Origin of the sequence: Pantoea sp. GM_Pan_3 (genome assembly GCF_026541045.1) — a bacterium.
Classification (GTDB): domain Bacteria; phylum Pseudomonadota; class Gammaproteobacteria; order Enterobacterales; family Enterobacteriaceae; genus Pantoea; species Pantoea anthophila.
Map to the genome: position 1 here is coordinate 740,596 of NZ_JALNVA010000001.1, position 24,358 is coordinate 764,953.

The window sequence follows — 24,358 nt, forward strand, 5'->3', positions numbered from 1 at the left end:
GGGCGGGTCTGAGGGGGCTGACAGGGGATGTGTACAAAGAGAAAAGAAACTTGTACAACTTTACATTGTTTTAAGTCTATGTATTAAATGAATTTAATGAAAAATGTCACGCTTTGGGTGATTTTTCGCGCTAAATACCTGTACAGTAGGGGCGTTTTTGTATAACTTTACCGCATCGCTTAGTAACTTTAACGACGCCTTTAAGGGACAATCATGCAGACTAACGTACATATTCCCGCTTCAGTTTCAGACATTACCGCCTATCTGCACAGTGCTGCACAGCCTTCACAGCAGGCGATCCTGGGGTCGGTTGTCACGGAAATTATTCGTTCCGGCCGCAGCCTGAACCGCAAAGCGATCTGCTCAAAACTGATTAGCCGCCTGCAGCATGTTACCAGCCCGGAAGAAGAACAGCACTATCACGCGCTGATTGGTCTGATTCTGGATCGCGGCTGATATAAAGATAACAGAGTATGAAGAACAGGACAGTCAATCAGCTGTCCTGATCTTTAATGCCTTTTACCCCAGTGGCTTTATGGTCAGCCGGGATGAAGCGGCTTCGTCATCATCAGCGTGACATTTACCAGCTGCAACGCTGCTGCCAGCACAATCAGCATCACGATCGTCTGTTTCTTGCTGCGCCAGCCCTGCGTCCGCCAGAGATAAATAGCCCTGCCAAGCAGTAAAGCGATGACCAGCAGCAGCGCCAGAATAACAATCTGCATATTCCCTCTCTCTACGAAAAAAAATGGCTTCTGCGCCAGGCACAGAAGCCATTTTTAATACTCAGATGCAATCAGAAGACGCGTTTGAACGGCTTAACCGCGACCTGACTGTAGACGCCCGCCGCAATATAGGGATCATCCTGCGCCCAGGATTGCGCCGCTTCCAGCGACGGGAACTCCGCAATGACGGTGGAACCGGTAAAGCCCGCCACGCCGGGATCGTTACTGTCCACGGCGGGCATCGGACCAGCGATAATCAGGCGTCCCTCTTCGTGAAGCAGTTTGAGCCGTGCCAGATGGGCAGGGCGCACGGCGTTACGCTTTTCCAGTGAATCTGCAGTATCTTCTGCATAAATGACGTAAAGCACTCAGGAACTCCCATTAACCAGAATTTTGCACACGTTAAGGGATTGCCCTTCAGAGTGCAAACGAAAACTCGGGCGGCTGGGAGGCGCAGCATAAAGGGCTAAATGCGCTTTTCTGATGGCCTGAAGGCGGGAGTTATTGAAACTGATTGCTATTTGCATTTAAAATCGCTGCTTCATTCAATCAATGCGACTGTTATGACCACGCTGACTATGCCCTTACCCAAACGCACGCCACTCTCCATGTTGCTGTCTGTTGTTCTGCATGGGGCCGTCATTGCCGGAATTCTGTATGCGTCATTCCAGCAGGTGACGGAAGTGCCAAAGGCCTCTCAGCCCATCAGCGTCACCATGGTTGCCCCGGAAGTTCAGCCCGAGCCTGCTCCGGCTGTTGTGCAGCCGCCTGCACCAGAGCCTGAGCCGCAGCCAGAACCGGAACCTCAGCTGGCGCCGGAACCGCCGAAAGCGGAACCGGTGCCGATACCAAAACCTGAGCCGAAGCCCAAACCAAAACCCAAACCTAAAACCGAGCACAAGCGGGAGAAACCTGTACGCGACGTGAAGCCGCGTCAGGAGAGTAAACCGCAGGATAATCCGTTCCGGCAGGAGGCGCCGGCGACCCAGACCCGCCCAGCCACTGCACCAAAAGCGACTCCGTCACCGACAGCATCGGTATCAACCGGCCCGAAAGCGCTGAGCGTCAGTAAGCCAGGCTATCCTCAGCGCGCTTATGCGCTGCGGGTTGAAGGGCGCGTGCGGGTGAAGTTTGACGTGGACAGTGACGGTCGGGTAGAGAACATTCAGATCCTCTCTGCGGAACCGCGCAATATGTTTGAGCGCGACGTAAAGCAGGCGATGAAAAAGTGGCGTTACCAGAGCGGTCGCCCGGGTCAGGGACTCACAATGAATATCGTCTTTAAGCTTAAAGGCGGGGCCAGCATAGAGTAAGAGGCCGGGTCAGGCGGAGATGCCTGACCCGTTTTTTATTCGCCGGGCTGCTGATTGGCGCGGCCGGCTGGCAGCGGAAGGGAATTGCCCGCACTGTCCACGGCCACATAGATAAAGACCGCTTCGGTGGCACAATAAGTCTGTCCAATCGGCTCAGACGACACTTTCTTGATCCACACCTCGACGTTAATGGTCATCGAACTGTTGCCGGTCCGGATACAGCGCGCATGACAGCTCACGACATCCCCTACCGCCACCGGCTTCAGAAATGACATGCCGTCGACGCGTACCGTCACCACGCGGCCTTCCGCGATCTCTTTAGCCAGAATCGCGCCGCCCATATCCATCTGTGACATCAGCCAGCCACCAAAGATATCGCCGTTAGCGTTGGTGTCTGCCGGCATGGCGAGCGTACGCAGCACCATTTCACCTTGCGGTAATTTATGTTTTTCGCCCATTGCTTCCTGTTCTTATGCAGATGAATGCTGAAAAAAAGCCCGGCGAACCGGGCGGGTGATTATTTTTGTTCCTGCTGCGGCATCTGTCGCCAGATATAGAGTCCGCTAAGCAGGGTAAACAGTAAGGTCAGACCGGTGAGACCAAACACTTTAAAGTTAACCCAAAACGCCTGGGATAACCAAAAGGCGACGTAGATGTTCACCAGGCCGCAAATCAGAAAGAAGAGTGCCCAGGCGACGTTAAGTCGACGCCAGACCGCATCCGGCAGCTGAAGCTCTTTACCCAGCATGCTCTGGATCAGCGGCTGCTTCATAAACCACTGGCTGTAGAGCAGGGCGAGCGCGAACAGGCTGTAGATGACCGTCACTTTCCACTTAATAAACTCATCGTTGTGGAACACCAGCGTCAGGGTGCCAAAGACCGCGACCAGCACAAAGGTGAAAATGGTCATCTTTTCCAGTCTGCGATAGAGCACCCAGCTGACGACCAGCGCCAGACCGGTCGCGACAATCAGTGCGCCCGAGGCGACAAAGATGTCATAGAGCTTATAGAAGATGAAAAAAACTACCAGGGGGAGAAAGTCGAGTAACTGCTTCATAGTGATTCCCGTCAGGGTTGCATGCCAGTGCGCCCGCAGGCGCACCGTCCGTCAACGTAACAGCATATAGAGCCGATAGAGATAGATGATCAACAGGGCTGAAACCAGATTGCCGGCCGCGGTAAAAATGACCGATGAAACATTCAGCGGCAGCACGGTCAGCGAAGCGAAAAAGAGCATCACGACCACTTTCGCCAGCAGCCAGAGCAGGATGGCGGGGGCGATCAGCTTCACGTTCTTCCAGGCCATGCGCATGCTGGCGCGCATGGCGGCAAACACGCCCATCTTCTCACTGGCAAGCATCACCGGCGCCAGTGATAGCAGGATCGTCAGCAGAATACCGGGGACCACCAGCACCATAAAGCCAAGCTGGGCCACCAGCGTCATCAGGAAGGTCAGCAGCAGCAGTCTGGGCAGCAGCGGCGCAGAAGTCCCGATAGCCCGCAAAGCGCTGACCCGCTGACCGGAAGAGACCATCGGAATCAGGCAGAGCATGCCGCCCAGCAGCAGCGTGTTACCCAACAGCGCAGCGAAGGTGCTGGCAGCCGAAGCCCGCAGCAGAACCTGCTGCTGTTCCGGCGACATGCTCTGCACTATCTCAAACAACGATCTGGCACTGTCGTCACCCTGCTGCAGAATGGCCATCTCATCGACACCAGGCGTCAGCACATGCACCAGCATGACGGTGATAAAAGCGGTCAGCAGCGACAGCAGCAGCAGGGTAGCCAGCTGATGTCGCGCAAAATTTCCAGTGTCACGGTATAACGAGCTTGCCGTGATAGACATGTACACTCCTTGGAGGAACCGGGTTAATTAACCCGGCGATTGTACATGTTCTGGCAGCTCACGGGCACCCGCTGTGGCATAACTTTCTGTCACGACAGGTAAAGATGGCGAAAAAAGTGGGGGAAGGCCATAGCGGGCGCGGGCCCGATCGCAGGCTTCGTTGTGAATACCGCCTTCTCCTGACAGCGAGAACTCCCGACAGGGGGTGGGACGCTGCTCATAGATTCCGCATGAAACGCATCCGCCGATCTCTCCCTGCAGGGCGACACAGCGCGGGGTGCGATCGTTGGTGCCCCGCATGTTACGCATGAGCAGGCTGAGCGGCTCGGTCAGATCGGTCGGCACCAGACCGCCCGCATCGTCGGCTTCCGCCCAGTAAAATGAGACGCGAAAATGGGCGCAGCAGGCGCCACAGCTGATACAAGGATTTAATGTGTCACTCATTTGATCACCCGCCCCTCCCGAGGCATCGAACCAAAATCAACCAGGAAGAGAAGCAAAATAGGGCCACCGGAATTTTTCAGCAAGGGGAATTTGCGGGTGCCGAAGCGTGCCGAAATTGATCTAAATCAATCCATTGTTTTATAAGCAATTTATCTGAAGCGTTCAGAGTGCAATTTCCTGTAAATCGCGTTAAATAACTGCCAGCAAAAAAATGATAACCCCTCGCGACATCAACATTAAGCAAAGGAGTGATAATGAAACTGGCAAAATGCGCGATGCTGCTGGCGCTGGCTTTACCCCAGCTGGCGATGGCCCATGAAGCAGGCGACTTCTTTATGCGTGCCGGCAGTGCAACCGTACGCCCCACCGAAGGCTCCGATAATGTGTTAGGCATGGGGGAGTTCAGCGCCTCCAACGACACGCAACTCGGCCTGACCTTTACCTATATGGCGACGGACAATATCGGGGTGGAACTTCTCGCCGCCACGCCGTTCCGTCACAAAGTGGGTCTTGGCCCGACCGGCACGCTGGCTACCGTGCGCCAGTTACCGCCGACGCTGATGGCGCAGTACTACTTCTTCGACAGCAAAAGCAAAGCCCGTCCCTACGTGGGCGTGGGCGTCAACTACACCACCTTCTATGATGCCGATTTCAACCAGACCGGTCGCGACGCAGGCCTGACCGATCTCAGCGTCAAGGATTCGTGGGGCGTGGCGGGTCAGGTCGGCCTGGATTATCAGATTAACCGCGACTGGATGCTGAATGCGTCGGTGTGGTACATGGATATCGACACGGAAGTGAAGTTTAAAGCGGGAGGCGAGCAGCAGAACATCAATATGCGCATCGATCCGTGGGTCTTCTTCTTCGGGGCAGGTTACCGCTTCTGATGAGAAAAAGGCCGCTGATTCAGCGGCCTTTTTTGTGTCTGTATAACGTTATTTAATCTGCATGTTGTTCACGACAGATTTCACGCCCGGTACGCTGCGCGTTACCTGAACAGCACGATTAGCCATTTGTGGCGATGACACAAAACCGCTCAGCTGAACTTTACCCTTAAAGGTTTCTACGTTGATTTCAGTCGATTTCAGCGAGTCATCCTTCAGCAGTTCACCTTTCACTTTCGTGGTTACAACGGTGTCATCGATGTAGCCACCGGTTCCCTCTTTGGTTGCGGTTGGCGCACAGGCGCTCAGTGTCAGCGCAACCACACCCGCCAGTACAGCACCTGTCAGCAGTTTAACGAATTTCATTGCTTTCTCTCCCTGTCACAAAATGGATGCGACGTTACCGTAACGGCGCTTTGTCATTGTGGTGCAGATTCTGAAAAAAGGGCAAATGGCGGAATGAAAAAAAAGGAAACAAATCATGCCTTATCGCGTGATAAGGCATGCTGACAGGATTAACGACTGGCGGCTTTCAGGCGACTGACAAAGTTCTTCAGTTCGCTCAGCATCACGTCCGGTTCGGCATGATGCTTCTCAATGATCCTGACAATGGCGGAACCGGAGATGGCTCCGGCGGCACCGGCGGCAATCGCTTCCTTCACCTGCTCAGGTTCTGAGATACCAAAGCCCTGCAGTGGCGGAGCGGCATGATATTCGCGCAGCTTGTCGATCAGGTGCTGTAGCGGCAGGCTGGCACGGTTTTCAGCCCCGGTCACCCCGGCACGCGACAGCAGGTAGGTGTAGCCCCGGCCGTGCGACGCGATCTCACGCAGCAGCGCATCGCTGGCATTGGGTGGACAGATAAAGATAGGGGCCACGCCGTGACGCATCGCCGCCTGGCGGAACGGCGCCGACTCTTCAACCGGCACATCGGCGACCAGAACCGAATCGACACCGGCTTCGGCACAGCGTGCATAGAACGCATCCACGCCGTTGGTGAAGACCAGGTTGGCATACATCAGCAGGCCAATCGGCAGGTCAGGATATTTACGGCGGATTGTCGCCAGCATTTCAAAGCACTGGCTGGTGGTGGTGCCTGCGGCAAACGCACGTAAGGTCGCATTCTGAATGGTCGGGCCATCCGCCAGCGGGTCGGAGAAAGGAATGCCCAGCTCCAGCGCATCCGCACCGCCCTCAACCAGCGCGTCAATCACGCGCAGGGAGAGCTCAGGTGAAGGGTCGCCCAGCGTGACGAACGGGACGAAAGCGCCTTCGTTGCTGGCTGACAGGCGCGAAAACAGTTGATTATAACGTTCCATCAGATTTCTCCCTGCGCGGTCAGAATGTCGTGAACGGTGAAAATATCTTTATCGCCGCGGCCGGAAAGGTTAACCACAAGCAGCTGCTCTTTCTCCGGCTCCTCCTGAATCATCTTCAGGGCGTGCGCCAGGGCGTGAGAGGATTCCAGCGCCGGAATAATCCCTTCCGCCCGGCAGAGCTGTTTGAAGGCAGCCAGCGCTTCGTTATCGGTAACCGAGACGTAATCCGCCCGACCCGTGCTGTTCAGGTGCGCATGCTGTGGCCCGACCGACGGGAAGTCGAGACCGGCAGAGATGGAGTAGGACTCTTCGATCTGGCCATCTTCCGTCTGCATCATCGGCGCTTTCATGCCGAAGTAGATACCGACGCGACCATGCTTCAGCGGTGCGCCATGCTCGCCGGTTTCGATGCCGTGACCCGCAGGCTCAACGCCGATCAGCTTCACGCTGGTTTCATCAATAAAGTCAGCAAACATGCCGATAGCGTTGGAGCCCCCGCCCACGCAGGCGAGAATAGCGTCGGGCAGGCGACCCTCTCTTTCCAGAATCTGTTTTTTCGTCTCTTCGCCGATCATGCGCTGGAACTCACGCACGATGGTCGGGAAGGGGTGCGGGCCCGCGGCGGTGCCGAGCATGTAGTGCGCCGTTTCGTAGCTGCCAGACCAGTCGCGAAGCGCCTCGTTACAGGCATCTTTCAGCGTGGCAGAGCCGCTGTGAACCGGGATCACCTCCGCGCCCATCAGTCGCATACGGAAGACGTTAGGCGACTGACGCTCCACATCTTTCGCGCCCATGTAGATACGGCATTTCATGCCCAGCAGCGCACAGGCCAGCGCAGAGGCCACACCATGCTGACCGGCGCCGGTCTCGGCGATAATTTCGTTTTTACCCATGCGCTTAGCCAGCAGTGCCTGACCCAGCACCTGGTTAGTTTTGTGCGCACCGCCGTGCAGCAGATCTTCACGCTTAAGGTAGAGGCGCGTTTTGGTGCCTTTGGTCAGGTTTTTGCACAGCGTCAGCGCGGTCGGACGACCCGCATAGTTCTTCAGCAGTTCGGTAAACTCTTCCTGGAAGGCAGGATCTTTCTGGGCGTCGACAAACGCCTCTTCGAGCTGGCGCAGGGCAGGCATCAGGATCTGCGGAACATACATTCCGCCAAATTCGCCAAAGTAGGGATTCAGTAACGTCATCTTTTCTCTTCCTTTCTCAGGCCCGCCGTCGGGCAGGCCAGGCAAATCAGTACGCGCGCAGTGTCTGGAACACGGCGGCAATTTTACGGGCATCTTTGATGCCGGGCGCGCTTTCCACGCCAGAGTTGAAGTCAAGTCCGGCACAGCCCAGCTGTGCGGCTTCAACACAGTTGTCCGCACCGAGGCCACCGGCCAGCAGCACATTGTGCAGCGTCTGACCCTGCAACAGGGACCAGTCGAAACGCTGACCGGTACCACCGTTACCATTGTCAAACACATAACGGTCAACGTGTGGCCAGTCGCGCGCCGGGAGATGGCCTTCGATGCGCAGTGCCTTCCAGATCTGCACGGTGGCAGGCAGGGCGGCGCGCAGTTCAGCGACAAACGCCGGCGTTTCATCGCCATGCAGCTGAACCGCAGAGAGAGAAAGGGCGCTGACCTGCGTGACAATGTCACTCACGCTGGCGTTGCGGAACACGCCAACGTAACGCAGCGGGGCCGCGGCCATCACGCTCTGCGCCGTGGCGGTATCAATCTGACGCGGCGATCCTTCTGCAAAGATCAGACCACCAAAGAGTGCACCCGCTTCATAGGCGGCACGCGCATCTTCGGCACGGGTCAGGCCGCACACTTTGTTGCTGCCCAGGGTAACCCGACGCACCGCGGCTGTCAGATCTGCCTCTTCCATCAGGGAGGAGCCGATCAGGAAACCATTGGCGAAGTGGCTCAGCTCGCGAATGTCCGCATAGCTGTTGATACCCGATTCGCTGATCACCGTCACGCCATGCGACAGGCGAGGCGCCAGCTGGCGGGTGCGGTTAAGGTCGATAGAGAGGTCGCGCAGATCGCGGTTGTTGATGCCCACCACTTTCGCCTGCAGGGCGATAGCACGCTCCAGCTCCTCTTCATTACTGACCTCAGTCAGAATGCCCATCTTCAGACTGTGTGCCACCGCGGCCAGCTGACGATACTGCTCATCATCCAGAACCGACAGCATCAGCAGAATCGCATCCGCCTGATAGTAACGCGCCAGATAGATCTGGTAAGGATCGATAATAAAATCTTTGCACAGCACCGGCTGCGTGATGGCTGCGCTGACAATCGGCAGGAAAGCGAAGTCACCCTGAAAATATTTTTCATCGGTCAGCACAGAGACCGCTGACGCATAGTGGCGGTAGACCCCGGCAATCGCGGCCGGATCGAAATCCTCGCGAATCACGCCTTTCGACGGAGAGGCCTTTTTACACTCCAGGATAAACGCGGTTCTGGCCCCCTGCAGCGCGTCGTAAAAATGACGGCTGGAAGGCTCAATGCTGTTCTGAAAGGTGGAGAGAGGCTGCTGCTGCTGACGGGCTTCAACCCAGATCGCTTTGTCCTGAACAATTTTTTCTAACACGGTGCCTTTCATGATTACCCTCTTGCTGCCAGTGCGACAACGCGCTCATAAGCCTGTCCGCTGCGGATGGCGTTAAGCGCCTGCTGTGCGTTTTCACGCAGGTCTTCCTGACCAAATATTTTAAGCAACATCGCCACGTTAACGGCGACAGCTTCCTCATGAGCCTGCTGGCCATTACCCTGGAGTAAAGCTGTCAGAATGTCACGGTTTTCTTCCGGGGTGCCGCCCGCCAGCGCCTCTTTCGGGTGGAAGCCAAAGCCAAAGTCTTCAGGAGAGAGCTGATAACGGGTGATTTCCCCCTCGCGCAGCTCGGCGACGTGCGTCACATCGTGCAGGGCCACCTCATCCATGCCGCCGCCGTGGACCACGGCTGCACGCTGGTAGCCCAGCACTTTCAGGGTCTGAGCAATCGGCATCACCAGTTCCGGGCTGTAAACACCAATCACCGCCAGCGGGGGACGCGCCGGGTTGATCAGCGGACCCAGCACATTGAACAGCGTGCGGGTCTTCAGCTGCTGACGTACCGGCATCGCGTGGCGGAATCCGGTGTGATACTGCGGCGCAAACAGAAAGCAGACGTTAAGATCGTCCAGCGCCTTGCGCGCCCGGTCAGCAGGCATATCCAGATTGATGCCAAAGGCCGCCAGCAGGTCGGAGGAGCCTGATTTGCTGGAGACGCTGCGGTTGCCGTGCTTCGCCACCTTCAGACCGCAGGTCGCCGCCACCAGGGCGCTGGCAGTGGAGATATTGATGCTGTTGCTGCCGTCGCCGCCGGTGCCCACGATATCGGCAAAGGTATAATCCGGGCGCGGGAAGGGGCGGGCATCTTCCAGCAGCGCGGTCGCCGCCCCGGCAATCTCTTCCGGCGTTTCGCCCCGCACCTTCATGGCGATTAAAGCGGCGGCGAGCTGCGTCGGTTCCAGCTGGCCGGTGATAATGGCGCTGAACAGCTGATGACTCTCAGCCTGATTCAGCGTCTGCGCCTGGTAAAGTTTTTCCAGTGTCTGTTGCATAGTCATTCTCCCTGTTACTTCGCCAGCGCCCAGGCCAGCGTCTGCTCAAGCAGACGCGCACCCTGAGAAGTCAGAATGGATTCAGGATGGAACTGGAAGCCGCACACCCGGTCGGTCTCATGACGCACCGCCATCACCATCCCGTTGAAACTGGCGTTGACCGTCAGCTCATCCGGCGTATTGCTGCCCACCAGTGAGTGATAGCGCGCCACCGGCAGCGGATTGCTCAGGCCGGCAAACATCGCCTCGCCGTCGTGGTCAATAGAGGAGGCTTTGCCGTGCAGGATCTCACCGGCCTGACCCACGTGGCCGCCGTAGGCTTCAACGATCGCCTGATGCCCCAGGCAGATGCCGATAATCGGCAACCGTCCCCGCAGCACCCGCAGTAACTCCGGCATACAACCGGCATCTTTTGGCGCGCCGGGGCCGGGCGAGAGCATCAGCACCGGGTCTTCCATCCGCTGCAGCTGCTCAATTAAGAGTTCCGCAGGCAGGTTGTTCCGGTAGATCACCACGTTGTGACCAAACGTCCGCAGCTGATCAACCAGGTTATAGGTAAAGGAATCGATGTTATCGAGCAGCAGAATATCGGCCATCAGAAGATCTCCTTGCAGTGATGGGCAGTCGCGATAGCGCGCAGAACGGCGCGGGCTTTGTTACGGCTCTCATCCGCTTCAGCCTGCGGATTGGAGTCCAGCACCACACCGGCGCCCGCCTGGACGGTGGCCACGCCTTCTTCAACGTAGGCCGAACGGATCACGATGCAGGTATCGAGATCGCCGTGAGCCGTGAAATAGCCCACCGCACCGCCGTAGCTGCCGCGGCGGGTGCGTTCCGCCCCGGCTATCAGCTGCATGGCGCGCACCTTAGGTGCACCGCTCAGGGTGCCCATGTTCATACAGGCGCGATAGGCATGCAGCACGTCAAGGTCATCACGCAGCGTGCCCACAACGCGGGAGACCAGATGCATGACGAAGGAGTACCGGTCTACTTTGGTCAGGTCTGCCACGTAACGGCTGCCCGGCACGCAGATACGCGCCAGATCGTTGCGCGCCAGATCCACCAGCATCAGGTGTTCCGCCAGCTCTTTATGGTCGGTTCGCATCTCCAGCTCAATACGGCTGTCGAGATCGCGATCCAGCGAGCCATCCGCATGGCGGCCGCGCGGGCGGGTACCGGCAATCGGGTAGATCTCAATCTGACGCGAAATGGCGTCATACTTCAGTGAACTCTCCGGCGAGGCACCAAACAGCGAGAAATCCTGATCCTGCATAAAGAACATGTAGGGGCTGGGATTGCTGTTCTTCAGCGTGTCATACGCCGCCAGCGGTGAAGGACATGGCAGCGAGAAACGGCGTGAAGGGACGACCTGGAAAATTTCGCCGATGCGAATTGCCTGCTGCATGCTGCGCACCACGTCGCAATACTCTTCATCACTCTGGCTGGTGGTCAGCGTCATCTGCTCCACCTTTTGTACCGGCAGTACAGGTGCGGGCTGAAGCATCTGGCCATGCAGCTGCTCAATGCGGCGCTGCAGGCGCTGGAATTCGCTGGTGGACGGACAGAACAGGCTGGCCTGCAGACGTGCGCTGCGGCTCTGGTGATCGATCACCAGTAAGGTCTCGGCCAGGTAGAAGCAGTAGTCGGGGCAGCGCTGCTGATTATCCAGCGCCGGCAGGGTTTCAAAACCGGCGACCAGATCATAAGCAAACAGACCGCCCAGCAGCACCGCTTCCCGTTCGTCGGCAGGGGCGTTAACCAGTTGCGGAATCAGACGCAGCGCGTCAAACACCGACAGGGCCTTGAGGCGGGAATCTTCATCCTGCTGCTGATCGCTGCTCTGCGGGAAGGTCAGGACACGGCCATCGGGACGCACCTGATTCATCACTGACGCGGGCAGGGCTTCATCCAGCAGCGGCAGCAGGGCGCGGCCATTTTCTGACAACGCCTGCACGGTGACTTCGCTGCCCAGTGCGCTGACGCGCAGCGCACTGTCGACGATCAGCAGGCTTTTCAGGTTGCGCTTGCTGTCGATATCAGCGGATTCGAGCAGCAGGGTTGCCGGACGTGCGCCGCACAGCTGGTGAAACACTGCGGCCGGATCTTCGCGGTAGGGCGCGGTGCCGGTAATCAACTTCACTGTAGGTTTCGCATTTGGCATGATGATTTCTCTGAATTTCGCTCAAAAAAAAGCCCGCTCGGTGGCGGGCTCAGGTATCTGCACAGCGTTTACGCAAAATGTGCACGACCGTGTCGCCCGGTTTCGGGAACATCGCGCCAGCCATGTAAATGCGTAATTGTAATCGCCATGATGTAATACCCGTTACGTGTGAACTTGTGTACTAGTTAACGGGTTCGGGGCGGAAATGTCAATACACTTTTTCACTGAGCGTTAAAATCGTTATCATGCTGGCCGGTTTAGTTTCAGCAGGAGTTCTCTTGAGCGATATCGCCCGTTTCCCGGTTTATGATCTACACAGCCACACGCGCGCCTCCGATGGTTTACTGACGCCCGCCGTGCTGGTGCAGCGCGCGGTAGAGATGCGGGTTGGCGTTCTGGCGATCACCGATCACGACAGCGTGGACGGGGTGAGCGAGGCGCAGCAGACCGCCCGTGACCAGGATCTGCCGATAAAAGTGCTGGCCGGTGCTGAGATTTCTACCCTGTGGGAGAATCATGAGATCCATATCGTGGGGCTGAACATCGATATCCATCATCCGGCGATGGTGACCTTTCTGGCGGGGCAACTGGCCTGCCGGCAGCGGCGCGCGGAAGAGATTGGTGAGCGGCTGGCGAAGGCACGTATTCCCGACGCACTGGCGGGGGCAACCCGACTGGCCGGGGGCGGCATCATTACCCGCGGACACTTTGCCCGCTTCCTGATAGAGCAGGGCAAAGCCGGTGACATGGCCCAGGTTTTCAAAAATTATCTGGCGCGAGGCAAAACCGGCTACGTGCCGCCACAATGGTGTACAATTAAACAAGCCATTGATGCGATTCATCATTCTGGTGGCTGCGCCGTGCTGGCTCATCCGGGCCGGTATGGTTTATCGGCGAAGTGGCTGAAACGGCTGATCGCCCACTTCCGCGAAGCGGGGGGCGATGCCATGGAAGTGGCACAGTGCCAGCAGCCACCCAATGAGCGCACGCAACTGGCGCAGTACGCCAGAGAGAATGAGCTGGCCGCATCGCAAGGTTCAGATTTTCATCAACCCTGCCCGTGGATTGAGCTGGGCCGCAAACTCTGGCTGCCCGGCGACGTTGAGCCGGTCTGGGAACGCTTTCCGGACCTCGCTCCCGCAGTGGCAATCACGGAAAGGTGACACGAGGTTTCTATGAGTCAACTGTTTCATATTCATCCGGACAATCCGCAGCCGCGCCTGATCAACCAGGCGGTCGACTACCTGAACAAAGGCAGCGTCATCGTCTATCCCACCGATTCCGGCTATGCGCTGGGATGCCGGCTGGAAGAGAAGGGCGCGATGGAGCGTATCTGCCGTATCCGTCAGCTCGATGGACACCACAATTTCACCCTGATGTGCCGTGACCTCTCTGAGCTGTCGGTCTATTCTCAGGTGGGAAACTCGGCCTTTCGCCTGCTGAAAAACAACACGCCAGGTAACTACACCTTTATTCTCAAGGCGACCAAAGAGGTACCGCGCCGTCTGATGAACGAAAAGCGTAAGACCATTGGTCTGCGTGTGCCATCCAATCCGGTGGCGCTGGCGCTGCTGGAAGCCCTGAATCAGCCGATGATGTCGACCTCGTTAATCCTGCCGGGCAACGATTTTACGGAATCCGATCCGGAAGAGATTCAGCATACCATTGGCAAGCTGGTCGATCTGATCATCGACGGCGGGACGCTGGGGCAGCAGCCGACCACGGTGGTCGATCTGACCACCGATACGCCGGAAATTGTGCGTGAAGGTGTGGGCGATACCCGCCCGTTCCTGTAATCAATCCGGCTCAGACACCGCGCGTCGGTGTCGGGGGCAGATTTGACTGCAACCAGCTTTTAAACTGGCCGTAGGGAATATAAAGTGAAACGTCTTTCAGGATCACTTTCCCGTTACGGCCATTTTTAATGGCATCGGAATAACCGACAATCACGCCGCTCAGCGTTTCATCGCGGTTATAAACACCGCCGCCCGACATTCCCTGAACCACGCCTGCATTAGAGGCCATCGCAATGCAGGGACTTTTATTCCATTTATTCCGAATAGCCGTGCGGGCTAAATTCACCCCCGTCGACTCTACCGGCATCGCGGAAATGAAGCTGTATCCGTACATTTTAACGGGATCGCCAATATCACCACTGCGGAATTTCGCCAGGGTGTTGGCATCATTCTTGTGATAAATAATCGCAAGGTCGCAATAGGGATGATAAGACTTCACGCGCTGCACGGCGGTTTTGGCGACGTGCGCTGCGGTAAGGCTATATTCAGGCGTCAGTGGAATGCTGGTGCCCAGTGTGCCGAAACCGAGGATCGTCGGGATGCCGGTCACGCTCATATCTACGTGCTGCATCGCCGTACGACTGTACTCAGTGTGGCCCACGGAACACCCGCTCAGCACCAGTGCAGCCAGCACCGGGCACAGAAACAGGTTTCTCATGATGGCATTCTTTATTCCGGCATGTCGGAAAATCCCTGGTGAAGACTTATGACATGCAAGCAAGGTTCATCAGTGAACCGTATTAACGCAACAATTCCGGATGCGCCGGTTTATTGGATTATCTGAAAACACGATTTTTATTAACGAATAACAAAGGGCCGTACTGTTATGATGCAGGACCATGAAATTTCAGGTGCTGCTTTTTTATTGTGCTGCTGAGAGAAAGTGTATCAGCTTAATAGTGTCAGACAATTTATTAAAGCTAATAAGAATTAAAAAAACCTGAAAATAGGGTTTTAACAGAATCTGCATTAGGAATAATCTTACTGAAGCGATTTATTCGGTTTGACAGGTTGACTAAAGGCAATTGGGCGGATTTTTGTGCTGCCTTTGAGGGGGAAGCCAGAGGATTAGATTCGCAGAAAGATCTTTGGAAGTTTAAGATAGTGTTAAGTTTTTGATCGTTACGGTCTCTTTTCATTGCCCCGCCAGTGTTTAAAAAATTTAATTTTCTTCAGCTATAAAGTTTTCGCTAATGCCGTTTTATTCAGTATATTTCCTTAACTGAGTCTGCTGTTATTTTAATCAGGCATGTAAATAATGAAGAATATCATTATCCGGTCTCTATGCTTTTTTATCGGCTATTTTCAGAAGCACAAAGGGCGTTACATCGGGGTTAAATGCCTGTATAATGGGCCAAAGTTAATAGGTTAACCTGTTGATAAAGAAAGAATTATCACCCTGCCATGACGCCTGGGAAGGCGACAAAGAGGAAGCTCAATGAGCGAAAAGTTACAGAAAGTCTTAGCGCGTGCCGGTCATGGCTCGCGTCGTGAAATCGAATCAATGATTGCCGCTGGCCGTGTCAGCGTCGACGGAAAGATCGCCACCCTGGGCGACCGTGTCGAAAGCAGCAAATCCCTGAAAATCCGTATTGATGGCCATCTGGTTTCGATTGCTGAATCAGCAACCGAAGTCTGCCGCGTGCTGGCCTATTACAAACCAGAAGGTGAACTCTGTACCCGCAGCGATCCTGAAGGGCGCCCGACGGTCTTCGATCGCCTGCCGCGTCTGCGCGGTTCACGCTGGATTGCCGTCGGCCGTCTGGATGTGAACACCTGTGGTCTGATGCTGTTCACCACGGACGGCGAGCTGGCGAACCGTCTGATGCATCCCAGCCGTGAAGTGGAACGTGAATATGCGGTGCGCGTCTTTGGCCAGGTGGATGATGATAAAATTCGTCAGCTGAGCAAGGGCGTTCAGCTGGAGGATGGCCCGGCTGCGTTCAAAACCCTGCGTTTTGGCGGCGGAGAAGGGATCAACCAGTGGTATAACGTGACCCTGACCGAAGGACGTAACCGTGAAGTGCGTCGGTTATGGGAAGCGGTCGGTGTCCAGGTCAGCCGTCTGATGCGCGTTCGCTATGGCGATATTACCTTACCGAAAGGCCTGCCGCGCGGCGGCTGGACGGAGCTGGATCTGCCGGCGGTAAACTATCTGCGTAACCTGGTAGAGATGGATGATGAGACGGTGACCAAACTGGTCGTTGAGAAAGATCGTCGTCGCACCAAAGCAAACCAGATCCGTCGTGCGGTAAAACGCCACAGCAAAGTCAGCTCGACCCCTCGTACGCCGCGCCGCAATCCGGGCAGCAAACGCAATTCCGGTTAATTATGCCGGCAGGATAAAAAAACGCAGCCTCCGGGCTGCGTTTTCTTTTTCTGTCACCAGTCAATACCCTGCTGGGCCTGTATACCGGCATCAAAGGCGTGCTTAACCGGGCGCATCTCCGTCACGGTATCGGCCATCTCAGTCAGGGTGCGGTGACAGCCGCGTCCGGTAATAATGACGCTCTGCTGCGCCGGGCGCTGCTGCAGCGCGGCGATCAGCGCCTCCAGCGGCAGATAACCCATGCTCACCATATAGGTAATTTCGTCCAGTACCACCAGATCGATCTGCGCATCGGCCAGCATCCGCTGGGCATGCTGCCAGACTGCCAGACAGGCGGTGGTGTCCGTCTCACGGTTTTGCGTCTCCCAGGTAAAGCCGGTGGCCATAACCTGAAATTCCACCCCGTGCTGCTCCAGCAGGTTTCGCTCGCCGTTCGGCCAGTCACCCTTGATGAACTGGACCACCGCCACGCGCTTGCCATGGCCGGTGGCGCGCAGTGCCGTGCCGAAGGCCGCAGTTGTTTTGCCTTTGCCGTTGCCGGTAAACACCATCAGAATGCCGCGAACCGCTGTCGCGGCGGCGATACGCGCATCCACCTGCTCTTTCAGGCGCTGCTGACGCTGCTGATGACGATCGTCAGCCATTATTCCGCGGCTCCGGGTTTTCTGCCCGGCTGCGCATCGAAGCTCATCCCGGTTTTGCGGCGGCTGTCATCGCCCATCAGATAGAGATAGAGCGGCATCAGATCGGCAGGCGTTTTCAGTTTATTTGCATCTTCCTGCGGGAAGGCGCTGGCGCGCATTTTGGTTCGCGTGCCGCCCGGATTGATACAGTTCACCCGCAGCGACTGGCTCTTATACTCATCCGCCAGCACCTGCATCATTCCTTCCGTTGCAAATTTAGAGACCGCATAAGCGCCCCAGCCGGCACGACCGGTGCGGCCCACGCTGGAGGTGGTGAATACCAGCGAACCTGCCTCTGACTTCAGCAGCAGCGGCAACAGGGCCTGAGTCAGGAAGAAAGTCGCATCCAGATTGACATCCATCACCTGACGCCAGATCTGCGGATCGAGTTCAGCCAGCGGCACGATTTCACCGAGCAGACCGGCATTGTGCAGCACGCCGTCGAGACGCGGAAACTGTTGCGCCAGCTGGTCGGCAACCTGCTGGCAGCGTTCTGGTGTGGCCTCGGCCAGGTCCAGCACCACCTGGTGAGCAGGGCGTTTATTGAGTTGATTGATTGACGTTCTGACCCGTTCGAGTTTTTCCGGGTTACGGCCCATCAGGATCACTTCTGCGCCATAGCGGGCATAGGTCAGCGCCGCTTCCTGGCCGATGCCATCTGACGCGCCCGTGACCAGAATAATTCGATGATTGAGCAGGTCACTTTTCGGTTGATAATGCACAGCGGGGTCCTCCGGCGAAAACAGCATGATTCCGCTTTATGCCTGAATTTACGAATGGGTGCAATCGCCAGCCCGCGCAATCTGTGCCAGCTGCTGGCATTTCAGGCGACGGGACAGGGTAAAACGGCTAAACTGGCGAACTGTTTTTGATTCTTTTTTACTAAGGCGACCTGATGGATTTTATTTCAACGTATGGACTCTTTTTAGCGAAAGCGGTGACGCTGGTGGTTGCGGTCGCGGCGATTGTCATGATTGTGATGAATGCGGCACTGCGTAAACGCTCGCAAAGTGGTCAGCTGCGCCTGACCCATCTGGGTGATGACTATCAACAGATGAAAGAAGATCTGCAGCTGGCAAAAATGAAACCGCAGGCGCAGAAGGTCTGGCTGAAAAACCATAAAAAGAGCGAAAAGCTGAAAGCCAAAGCGGAAAAACAGGCGGCGAAGCAGGGCGCGCGCGGTGGCGAGAAGCCGACGCTTTATGTGCTTGATTTCAAAGGTAGCATGGATGCCAGTGAGGTCACGTCGCTGCGCGAAGAGATTTCAGCCGTGCTGGCGGTGCAGCAACCGGGCGATGAAGTGCTGCTGCGTCTGGAAAGCCCTGGCGGTGTGGTGCATGGCTATGGTCTGGCCGCGTCTCAGCTGCAGCGTCTGCGCGACCACGGGCTGCGCATCACCGCGGCCGTGGACAAAGTGGCAGCCAGCGGCGGATATATGATGGCCTGTGTGGCCGATCGCATTGTGGCGGCCCCGTTCTCCATTATTGGTTCAATCGGTGTGGTGGCCCAGATCCCTAACTTCAACCGTCTGCTGAAGCGCAATGACATCGATATCGAACTGCACACGGCCGGTCAGTACAAGCGAACGCTGACGCTGTTTGGCGAGAACAGCGAAGAAGGGCGGGAGAAATTCCAGCAGGATCTCGACGAAACGCACCTGCTGTTCAAGCAGTTTGTGCATCAGATGCGCCCGTCGCTGGATATTGATAAGGTCGCGACCGGTGAACACTGGTATGGCCGCCAGGCGCTGGATCTGGGGCTGATTGATGAGATCGGCACCAGCGATGATTTAATCATCCGTCAGATGGATCAGTTCAACGTACTGGGGGTGCACTTCGCCCGCCGTCGTAAAATGATGGATCGCTTTACTCAGAGCGCGGGCACTGTGGCAGAGCGTCTGCTGCTGAAACTCTGGCAGCGCGGCGAAAAGCCGCTGCTGTGATGCGAAACCCGGCCTGTGCCGGGTTTTTTTATTCGAGGTGATAGTGCGGCGACAGGACCACCGCGAGATGCTTGAAGACGTTAAACACCGCTGTGGTTTTAGCCGTCGGCAATCCCTGATCGTCGAGAAAAAACGGGCCGCGAAAAACCAGCACATCACCCTGCTGACTGACGTCATCCGCCTGCATGCCCGCTAAATAATCATCATGTTCTTTAATCAGGGCGTTGGCCTTTTCCAGCAACGCCTGGCGGGAAATAGCCTGGGTCGGTGTCTGCATTTATTTGCTCCTTTTTTGACAGCACTCGAATCCTTTCTATATTACTGACGAGTCTGCTGGCATGACAACCCGCCCTGACCGATGAAAACCTGGCGTAACGACGGGCTGAATGCTAATTAAGTTGCGTAACAGATTTTATCAGGTAGAGTGTGGGCGATTCCGATTTCAGGGATTTTGCACCAGGATGTGCGAAGAGTTCAGATGGAAAAATCATGCTTTATCATGCAGTTGCATTTAGCCGGATCATCTGTTCTGAGATTGACCCCTCCGCCTTGAAATGTTAGAGAGGCGCAGCAATATTGAACCCGATGGGTTTTTGGGCATCCAATCCTCTCCCGTTAAGCAGGATGTTTTCATTAGGTAAAGGTAAATATGGGTAAAGCACTCGTTATTGTTGAGTCCCCGGCAAAGGCCAAAACAATCAATAAATATCTGGGCAATGACTACGTGGTGAAATCCAGCGTGGGTCATATCCGGGATCTGCCGACCAGTGGTTCAACCGCAAAGAAAAGTGCTGACGCCTCGACAGATAAGAAAGTCAAAAAAGTTAAAAAAGATGAGAAAGCCGCCCTTGTCAGCCGCATGGGTGTTGACCCCTATCATGGCTGGGAAGCGGATTATCAGATTCTGCCCGGCAAAGAGAAGGTGGTGGCAGAACTGAAGGCGCTGGCCGCCAATGCTGACCACATCTATCTCGCAACCGACCTTGACCGCGAAGGGGAAGCCATTGCCTGGCACCTGCGGGAAGTGATCGGAGGCGATGACTCACGCTTCAGCCGCGTAGTGTTTAACGAAATTACCAAAAATGCGATTCGTCAGGCGTTTGAAAAGCCGGGCGAACTCAACATCGACCGGGTCAATGCTCAGCAGGCGCGCCGCTTTATGGACCGCGTGGTGGGCTACATGGTGTCACCGCTGCTGTGGAAAAAGATCGCCCGTGGCCTCTCAGCCGGTCGTGTGCAGTCAGTGGCCGTTCGCCTGGTAGTGGAACGTGAACGTGAAATTAAAGCCTTTGTTCCCGAAGAGTACTGGGAAGTTAATGCCGCGCTGACCACGCCAAACGGCGATGAGCTGTCGATGGATGTGACACACCGCGGCGACAAGGTGTTCCGCCCGGTCAACCGTGACGAAACTTACGCCGCAGTGGCGCTGCTGGAAAAAGCGCGCTTTGAAATTGTGGATCGTGAAGATAAGCCCACCAGCAGTAAGCCGGGTGCGCCCTATATCACCTCGACGCTGCAGCAGGCGGCCAGCACCCGTCTGGGCTTTGGCGTTAAAAAGACCATGATGATGGCGCAGCGCCTCTACGAAGCGGGTCACATCACTTACATGCGTACCGATTCGACCAACCTGAGTCAGGATGCGGTCGCCATGGCGCGGGGCTACATCGAAAACAACTTCGGTAAAAAATATCTGCCAGACAGCCCTGTCACTTACGCCAGCAAAGAGAACTCTCAGGAAGCGCACGAAGCGATTCGTCCTTCCGATGTGGAAGTCGTGGCGGAAAAACTGAAGGATATGGAAGCGGATGCGCAGAAGCTCTATCAGCTGATCTGGCGTCAGTTTGTCGCCTGCCAGATGACCCCGGCCAAATATGATTCCAGCACCATCACGGCCGCCGCCGGTGAGTTTAAACTCAAAGCGAAAGGCCGCATTCTGCGCTTCGACGGCTGGACTAAAGTGATGCCTGCGCTGCGTAAGAACGATGAAGATCGCACGCTGCCTGCGGTCAGTGTGGGGGATAGCCTCGACCTGCAACAGCTGCTGCCGGGTCAGCACTTCACCAAGCCACCGGCACGCTTCAGCGAAGCCTCGCTGGTGCGTGAGCTGGAGAAGCGCGGTATCGGCCGACCGTCGACCTACGCCGCCATTACCTCGACCATTCAGGATCGTGGCTATGTCCGGGTAGAAAACCGCCGTTTCTATGCGGAAAAAATGGGTGAAATCGTCACCGATCGTCTGGAAGAGAACTTCCGCGAGCTGATGAACTACGATTTCACCGCGCGCATGGAGGACAGCCTGGACCAGGTCGCCAATAACCAGGCGAAATGGAAAGCGGTGCTGGACCACTTCTTCAGCGACTTTACCGAGCAGCTTGAAAAGGCTGAAAAAGATCCTGAAGAGGGCGGCATGCAGCCCAATCAGATGGTGCTGACCTCGATTGACTGTCCGACCTGTAGTCGTCCGATGGGGATCCGCACCGCCAGTACCGGTGTCTTCCTGGGCTGTTCCGGCTATGCGCTGCCCCCGAAAGAGCGCTGCAAGCAGACCATCAACCTGATTCCGGAAAACGAAGTTCTGAACATTCTGGAAGGGGACGATGCCGAAACCAACGCCCTGCGTGCCCGTCGTCGCTGCCAGAAGTGCGGCACAGCGATGGACAGCTACCTGATCGACAATGAACGCAAACTGCACGTCTGTGGTAATAACCCGGAGTGTGATGGGTACGAAATCGAGAAAGGCGAGTTCCGCATTAAGGGTTATGACGGCCCGGTCGTAGAGTGCGAGAAGTGCGGTTCGGAGATGCATCTGAAGATGGGACGCTTTGGCAAGTACATGGCGTGTACCAACGAAGAGTGTAAAAACACCCGCAAAATTCTGCGCAGTGGGGAAGTGGCGCCACCGAAAGAAGATCCGGTGCCGCTGCCTGAGCTGGCGTGTGAGAAGTCAGATGCCTACTTCGTGTTGCGCGACGGGGCAGCGGGCGTCTTCCTGGCAGCCAATACGTTCCCGAAATCGCGCGAAACGCGTGCGCCACTGGTGGAAGAGCTGCTGCGCTTCAAAGATCGTCTGCCTGAGAAGCTGAAATATCTGGCAGATGCGCCAGTCGCCGATCCGGAAGGGAATAAAACGCTGGTGCGGTTCAGCCGTAAGACTAAGCAGCAGTATGTCTCCTCAGAAAAAGAGGGTAAAGCCACCGGCTGGTCAGCCTTCTTTGTTGATGGCCAATGGCAGGAAGCGAAAAAGTAATCTTATCAGGCCAGCATTCGCTGGCCTTTTTCTGAGCCTTATATCAATCCGTTCTATTCTCACACTTAAACTGATATAGTTGTTATAGCATTTCCGACCTTTCCTGATGCATAGCCTTTCTTCACCCTTGCGACTGTCGGTCAAGCGGGGATGCGACTCTGTAACTTACCAGGACAAAACAGATATGAAATTACAGCAGTTGCGCTATATCGTCGAAGTCGTGAACCATAACCTCAACGTCTCTTCGACGGCGGAAGGTCTCTATACCTCGCAGCCCGGCATCAGTAAGCAGGTCCGGATGCTGGAAGATGAACTGGGTGTGCAGATTTTTGCCCGGAGCGGGAAACATCTCACGCAGGTCACGCCAGCCGGGGAAGAGATCATTCGTATTGCGCGTGAAGTGCTCTCCAAAGTGGATGCCATTAAATCGGTTGCCGGTGAGCACACCTGGCCCGATAAAGGCTCGCTCTATGTGGCGACTACCCATACCCAGGCGCGCTACGCGCTGCCCGGCGTGATCAAAGGCTTTATCGAACGCTATCCACGCGTCTCTTTGCATATGCATCAGGGATCGCCGACCCAGATTGCGGAAGCCGTTTCCAAGGGCAATGCCGATTTTGCCATTGCCACCGAAGCGCTGCATCTCTATGACGATCTCATCATGCTGCCGTGCTACCACTGGAATCGGGCGATTGTGGTTACCGCCGATCACCCGCTGGCCGGAAAAGGGCAGGTGACCATTGAAGAGCTGGCGGAGTATCCGCTGGTGACTTACACCTTTGGCTTTACCGGGCGGTCAGAACTGGATACCGCATTCAATCGCGCCGGGTTAACACCTCGCATCGTCTTTACCGCAACCGACGCAGACGTCATCAAAACCTATGTCCGTCTGGGGCTGGGTGTCGGCGTGATCGCCAGTATGGCGGTCGACCCGGTGTCCGATCCCGATCTGATTCGCATTGAAGCCGCGGATATCTTTACCAACAGCACCACCAAAATAGGCTTCCGTCGCAGCACCTTCCTGCGCAGCTATATGTATGATTTCATCCAGCGTTTTGCCCCGCACCTGACGCGTGACGTGGTGGATACCGCCGTTGCGCTTCGCTCTAATGAAGACATTGAAGCGATGTTTAAAGATATCAAGCTGCCGTTTAAATAGGGTTTACCCCCTGCGCGACAACATAAGGCTGCCTGGTGCAGCCTTTTTTGTTGCCAGCCTTTAGCGCCAGATGAGACTGAAAGTTTTTATGATTTTTTTGTAAATGAAACATTGATCACATGTTTTCCGGTTCGGCTTTCTTAAATGCGAATCACAACACATTTTTAACTATGTCACTTTGCGACATGCCAGGATTATTCCCATACTCCAGTTAACCGCCTATGTTGGAAGCCAGTAAACATCAGGCTCTGGGGTTTGCTCTTTAGTTTTAAATGGATCTGAAATGGAATTAACTCAAATTGATTAGTGCTTCATTTAATTAAAGAGTGGTTCCGCTGTTAATGATTTCTGGCGTTATTTAAGACTATTGATTAATACCGTTAATCGTTTTACTCAATAAAAATAACTGGATTTTTGGCCTTAACGCGTTTAGGATTCCTCCTAAATCTTAATCGTTGTTATCAATCATTTTGTTGAGAGTGATTATCAGAAACTATGAATACACGACTGACTGTAGAACCGGGTTTCCCGGTAAAAAGCACCAAGGTTGAGCGTACTGGTAACACCCGTCGCAAAGCCTGGTTAACCGTATTCGCTGCCTCTGCGCTGTTCTGGGTGGTTGTCGCGTTAATGATTTGGCGTATCTGGGGCTAAAGCCATGTGGGCAAACACACTCAGCCATAAACGTTCTCTGACGGCGCGTCAGACCAAGCCGGTCAGCTGCAAAGCGAAAGAGCCGCTTGCAAAGGACGAAAAAGTGTCTATCCCCGAGTCATGGGATTTGAGTGATAACCAGCGGCTTTTTATTGAGTCGTTTCTGCAGCCTGAAACTAAATAACGTTGTCTGACTCTCTTTAGTCACCGCTCTTTTATTACCGGACATTCCGGCGGGCTTTTATAAATGCCCCTTTCCA

General features: G+C 55.6%; 25 protein-coding genes, 1 pseudogene and 1 other annotated feature. Of the genes and pseudogenes, 10 read left to right on the forward strand and 16 right to left on the reverse strand.

The genetic code is table 11. From position 1 onward, the window contains the following. Positions 1 to 213 precede the first annotated feature (213 nt). Positions 214 to 456 carry a regulatory protein YcgZ gene (gene ycgZ / locus OXR04_RS03540; protein ID WP_009089921.1) on the forward strand — a complete coding sequence of 81 codons (243 nt, stop codon included), beginning with the start codon at positions 214 to 216 and terminating at the stop codon, positions 454 to 456. Positions 457 to 539: 83 nt separating this feature from the next. Here the strand turns inward: ycgZ and OXR04_RS03545 are convergent, their stop codons facing one another. Next, on the reverse strand, positions 540 to 725 hold the full coding sequence (locus tag OXR04_RS03545; RefSeq protein WP_267369274.1) for a hypothetical protein: 186 nt from the start codon (positions 723 to 725) through the stop codon (positions 540 to 542). 71 nt (positions 726 to 796) lie between these two features. After that, positions 797 to 1,093, reverse strand: a complete 297-nt coding sequence (locus tag OXR04_RS03550; RefSeq protein WP_009089924.1) for a YciI family protein — start codon at positions 1,091 to 1,093, stop codon at positions 797 to 799. Between the two features lie 195 nt (positions 1,094 to 1,288). On the opposite strand from OXR04_RS03550, the gene tonB reads away from it, so the two are divergent. Beyond that, the gene (tonB, locus tag OXR04_RS03555) at positions 1,289 to 2,038 is read left to right on the forward strand and encodes a TonB system transport protein TonB (protein WP_267369275.1); all 750 of its coding nucleotides are present in this window, start codon (positions 1,289 to 1,291) and stop codon (positions 2,036 to 2,038) included. Positions 2,039 to 2,073: 35 nt separating this feature from the next. On the opposite strand, the gene yciA is transcribed toward tonB, so the two are convergent. Genes yciA through OXR04_RS03575 form a run of 4 tightly spaced genes read right to left on the reverse strand, consistent with a single transcriptional unit; the run spans position 2,074 to position 4,325 of the window. Next, entirely contained in the window at positions 2,074 to 2,496 is a 423-nt protein-coding gene (yciA, locus tag OXR04_RS03560) for an acyl-CoA thioester hydrolase YciA (RefSeq protein WP_267369276.1), read from the reverse strand. Positions 2,497 to 2,555: 59 nt separating this feature from the next. After that, positions 2,556 to 3,095 (reverse strand): septation protein A, encoded by a 540-nt coding sequence (locus OXR04_RS03565; protein WP_046101919.1) that lies wholly within the window; start codon positions 3,093 to 3,095, stop codon positions 2,556 to 2,558. A gap of 51 nt (positions 3,096 to 3,146) precedes the next feature. Continuing rightward, entirely contained in the window at positions 3,147 to 3,881 is a 735-nt protein-coding gene (locus OXR04_RS03570; RefSeq protein WP_009089932.1) for a YciC family protein, read from the reverse strand. 27 nt (positions 3,882 to 3,908) lie between these two features. After that, on the reverse strand, positions 3,909 to 4,325 hold the full coding sequence (locus tag OXR04_RS03575) for a YkgJ family cysteine cluster protein (RefSeq protein ID WP_009089933.1): 417 nt from the start codon (positions 4,323 to 4,325) through the stop codon (positions 3,909 to 3,911). 254 nt (positions 4,326 to 4,579) lie between these two features. On the opposite strand from OXR04_RS03575, the gene ompW reads away from it, so the two are divergent. Continuing rightward, a complete protein-coding gene (gene ompW / locus OXR04_RS03580; protein ID WP_009089935.1) occupies positions 4,580 to 5,212 on the forward strand; it encodes an outer membrane protein OmpW in 633 nt (210 codons plus the stop codon). Positions 5,213 to 5,260: 48 nt separating this feature from the next. Here the strand turns inward: ompW and OXR04_RS03585 are convergent, their stop codons facing one another. From OXR04_RS03585 to OXR04_RS03610, 6 genes and pseudogenes are all read right to left on the reverse strand, one after another. Continuing rightward, a complete protein-coding gene (locus tag OXR04_RS03585; protein WP_009089937.1) occupies positions 5,261 to 5,575 on the reverse strand; it encodes a BON domain-containing protein in 315 nt (104 codons plus the stop codon). A gap of 149 nt (positions 5,576 to 5,724) precedes the next feature. After that, positions 5,725 to 6,528, reverse strand: a complete 804-nt coding sequence (gene trpA, locus OXR04_RS03590) for a tryptophan synthase subunit alpha (RefSeq protein ID WP_009089939.1) — start codon at positions 6,526 to 6,528, stop codon at positions 5,725 to 5,727. Then, positions 6,528 to 7,718 carry a tryptophan synthase subunit beta gene (gene trpB / locus OXR04_RS03595; protein ID WP_009089941.1) on the reverse strand — a complete coding sequence of 397 codons (1,191 nt, stop codon included), beginning with the start codon at positions 7,716 to 7,718 and terminating at the stop codon, positions 6,528 to 6,530. Before trpB ends, trpA begins: the two co-directional genes overlap by 1 nt. A 46-nt stretch (positions 7,719 to 7,764) precedes the next feature. Continuing rightward, positions 7,765 to 9,126, reverse strand: a complete 1,362-nt coding sequence (trpCF, locus tag OXR04_RS03600) for a bifunctional indole-3-glycerol-phosphate synthase TrpC/phosphoribosylanthranilate isomerase TrpF (protein ID WP_267369277.1) — start codon at positions 9,124 to 9,126, stop codon at positions 7,765 to 7,767. 2 nt (positions 9,127 to 9,128) lie between these two features. Then, a pseudogene (trpD, locus tag OXR04_RS03605) lies at positions 9,129 to 10,723 on the reverse strand (bifunctional anthranilate synthase glutamate amidotransferase component TrpG/anthranilate phosphoribosyltransferase TrpD). After that, the gene (locus tag OXR04_RS03610; protein WP_009089949.1) at positions 10,723 to 12,288 is read right to left on the reverse strand and encodes an anthranilate synthase component 1; all 1,566 of its coding nucleotides are present in this window, start codon (positions 12,286 to 12,288) and stop codon (positions 10,723 to 10,725) included. The pseudogene trpD and the gene OXR04_RS03610 overlap by 1 nt, the downstream one beginning before the upstream one ends. 23 nt (positions 12,289 to 12,311) lie before the next feature. After that, positions 12,312 to 12,413: a sequence feature (Trp leader region), on the reverse strand. A 120-nt stretch (positions 12,414 to 12,533) separates the two neighbouring features. Between OXR04_RS03610 and OXR04_RS03615 the strand changes: the two genes are divergently transcribed. Together OXR04_RS03615 and OXR04_RS03620 are read left to right on the forward strand one after the other, a co-directional pair. Next, positions 12,534 to 13,451, forward strand: coding sequence for a PHP domain-containing protein (locus OXR04_RS03615; protein WP_190311340.1), 918 nt, complete (start codon positions 12,534 to 12,536; stop codon positions 13,449 to 13,451). Positions 13,452 to 13,463: 12 nt separating this feature from the next. Continuing rightward, complete coding sequence (locus OXR04_RS03620) at positions 13,464 to 14,084, forward strand: L-threonylcarbamoyladenylate synthase (RefSeq protein WP_009089952.1); 621 nt, start codon at positions 13,464 to 13,466, stop codon at positions 14,082 to 14,084. Positions 14,085 to 14,094: 10 nt separating this feature from the next. Here the strand turns inward: OXR04_RS03620 and OXR04_RS03625 are convergent, their stop codons facing one another. After that, positions 14,095 to 14,742, reverse strand: a complete 648-nt coding sequence (locus OXR04_RS03625; RefSeq protein ID WP_267369278.1) for a serine protease — start codon at positions 14,740 to 14,742, stop codon at positions 14,095 to 14,097. 780 nt (positions 14,743 to 15,522) lie between these two features. Between OXR04_RS03625 and rluB the strand changes: the two genes are divergently transcribed. After that, entirely contained in the window at positions 15,523 to 16,413 is an 891-nt protein-coding gene (rluB, locus tag OXR04_RS03630; protein ID WP_058958472.1) for a 23S rRNA pseudouridine(2605) synthase RluB, read from the forward strand. A gap of 53 nt (positions 16,414 to 16,466) precedes the next feature. Here the strand turns inward: rluB and cobO are convergent, their stop codons facing one another. Both cobO and OXR04_RS03640 read right to left on the reverse strand, forming a co-directional pair. Then, entirely contained in the window at positions 16,467 to 17,057 is a 591-nt protein-coding gene (gene cobO / locus OXR04_RS03635; RefSeq protein ID WP_140925463.1) for a cob(I)yrinic acid a,c-diamide adenosyltransferase, read from the reverse strand. After that, positions 17,057 to 17,818, reverse strand: coding sequence for a YciK family oxidoreductase (locus OXR04_RS03640; RefSeq protein WP_046102053.1), 762 nt, complete (start codon positions 17,816 to 17,818; stop codon positions 17,057 to 17,059). Before OXR04_RS03640 ends, cobO begins: the two co-directional genes overlap by 1 nt. Before the next feature lie 173 nt (positions 17,819 to 17,991). Between OXR04_RS03640 and sohB the strand changes: the two genes are divergently transcribed. Then, on the forward strand, positions 17,992 to 19,038 hold the full coding sequence (gene sohB / locus OXR04_RS03645) for a protease SohB (protein WP_267369279.1): 1,047 nt from the start codon (positions 17,992 to 17,994) through the stop codon (positions 19,036 to 19,038). Positions 19,039 to 19,066: 28 nt separating this feature from the next. On the opposite strand, the gene OXR04_RS03650 is transcribed toward sohB, so the two are convergent. Then, positions 19,067 to 19,315, reverse strand: a complete 249-nt coding sequence (locus OXR04_RS03650; RefSeq protein WP_009089962.1) for a YciN family protein — start codon at positions 19,313 to 19,315, stop codon at positions 19,067 to 19,069. A gap of 372 nt (positions 19,316 to 19,687) precedes the next feature. Between OXR04_RS03650 and topA the strand changes: the two genes are divergently transcribed. From topA to OXR04_RS03665, 3 genes are all read left to right on the forward strand, one after another. Continuing rightward, on the forward strand, positions 19,688 to 22,285 hold the full coding sequence (gene topA / locus OXR04_RS03655; protein ID WP_111207589.1) for a type I DNA topoisomerase: 2,598 nt from the start codon (positions 19,688 to 19,690) through the stop codon (positions 22,283 to 22,285). Between the two features lie 184 nt (positions 22,286 to 22,469). Beyond that, positions 22,470 to 23,444, forward strand: a complete 975-nt coding sequence (gene cysB / locus OXR04_RS03660; protein WP_009089966.1) for an HTH-type transcriptional regulator CysB — start codon at positions 22,470 to 22,472, stop codon at positions 23,442 to 23,444. Between the two features lie 495 nt (positions 23,445 to 23,939). Beyond that, positions 23,940 to 24,098 carry a YmiA family putative membrane protein gene (locus tag OXR04_RS03665; protein ID WP_009089968.1) on the forward strand — a complete coding sequence of 53 codons (159 nt, stop codon included), beginning with the start codon at positions 23,940 to 23,942 and terminating at the stop codon, positions 24,096 to 24,098. The last annotated feature ends 260 nt before the right edge of the window (positions 24,099 to 24,358 follow it).

What these genes read in the sequence shown, in the direction of transcription:
- ycgZ (WP_009089921.1), top strand. Translation starts at nt 214, where the DNA reads ATGCAGACTAACGTACATATTCCCGCTTCAGTTTCAGACATTACCGCC.
- OXR04_RS03545 (WP_267369274.1), bottom strand. Translation starts at nt 725, where the DNA reads ATGCAGATTGTTATTCTGGCGCTGCTGCTGGTCATCGCTTTACTGCTT.
- tonB (WP_267369275.1), top strand. Translation starts at nt 1,289, where the DNA reads ATGACCACGCTGACTATGCCCTTACCCAAACGCACGCCACTCTCCATG.
- yciA (WP_267369276.1), bottom strand. Translation starts at nt 2,496, where the DNA reads ATGGGCGAAAAACATAAATTACCGCAAGGTGAAATGGTGCTGCGTACG.
- OXR04_RS03565 (WP_046101919.1), bottom strand. Translation starts at nt 3,095, where the DNA reads ATGAAGCAGTTACTCGACTTTCTCCCCCTGGTAGTTTTTTTCATCTTC.
- OXR04_RS03570 (WP_009089932.1), bottom strand. Translation starts at nt 3,881, where the DNA reads ATGTCTATCACGGCAAGCTCGTTATACCGTGACACTGGAAATTTTGCG.
- OXR04_RS03575 (WP_009089933.1), bottom strand. Translation starts at nt 4,325, where the DNA reads ATGAGTGACACATTAAATCCTTGTATCAGCTGTGGCGCCTGCTGCGCC.
- ompW (WP_009089935.1), top strand. Translation starts at nt 4,580, where the DNA reads ATGAAACTGGCAAAATGCGCGATGCTGCTGGCGCTGGCTTTACCCCAG.
- OXR04_RS03585 (WP_009089937.1), bottom strand. Translation starts at nt 5,575, where the DNA reads ATGAAATTCGTTAAACTGCTGACAGGTGCTGTACTGGCGGGTGTGGTT.
- trpA (WP_009089939.1), bottom strand. Translation starts at nt 6,528, where the DNA reads ATGGAACGTTATAATCAACTGTTTTCGCGCCTGTCAGCCAGCAACGAA.
- trpB (WP_009089941.1), bottom strand. Translation starts at nt 7,718, where the DNA reads ATGACGTTACTGAATCCCTACTTTGGCGAATTTGGCGGAATGTATGTT.
- trpCF (WP_267369277.1), bottom strand. Translation starts at nt 9,126, where the DNA reads ATGAAAGGCACCGTGTTAGAAAAAATTGTTCAGGACAAAGCGATCTGG.
- OXR04_RS03610 (WP_009089949.1), bottom strand. Translation starts at nt 12,288, where the DNA reads ATGCCAAATGCGAAACCTACAGTGAAGTTGATTACCGGCACCGCGCCC.
- OXR04_RS03615 (WP_190311340.1), top strand. Translation starts at nt 12,534, where the DNA reads ATGCTGGCCGGTTTAGTTTCAGCAGGAGTTCTCTTGAGCGATATCGCC.
- OXR04_RS03620 (WP_009089952.1), top strand. Translation starts at nt 13,464, where the DNA reads ATGAGTCAACTGTTTCATATTCATCCGGACAATCCGCAGCCGCGCCTG.
- OXR04_RS03625 (WP_267369278.1), bottom strand. Translation starts at nt 14,742, where the DNA reads ATGAGAAACCTGTTTCTGTGCCCGGTGCTGGCTGCACTGGTGCTGAGC.
- rluB (WP_058958472.1), top strand. Translation starts at nt 15,523, where the DNA reads ATGAGCGAAAAGTTACAGAAAGTCTTAGCGCGTGCCGGTCATGGCTCG.
- cobO (WP_140925463.1), bottom strand. Translation starts at nt 17,057, where the DNA reads ATGGCTGACGATCGTCATCAGCAGCGTCAGCAGCGCCTGAAAGAGCAG.
- sohB (WP_267369279.1), top strand. Translation starts at nt 17,992, where the DNA reads ATGGATTTTATTTCAACGTATGGACTCTTTTTAGCGAAAGCGGTGACG.
- OXR04_RS03650 (WP_009089962.1), bottom strand. Translation starts at nt 19,315, where the DNA reads ATGCAGACACCGACCCAGGCTATTTCCCGCCAGGCGTTGCTGGAAAAG.
- topA (WP_111207589.1), top strand. Translation starts at nt 19,688, where the DNA reads ATGGGTAAAGCACTCGTTATTGTTGAGTCCCCGGCAAAGGCCAAAACA.
- cysB (WP_009089966.1), top strand. Translation starts at nt 22,470, where the DNA reads ATGAAATTACAGCAGTTGCGCTATATCGTCGAAGTCGTGAACCATAAC.
- OXR04_RS03665 (WP_009089968.1), top strand. Translation starts at nt 23,940, where the DNA reads ATGAATACACGACTGACTGTAGAACCGGGTTTCCCGGTAAAAAGCACC.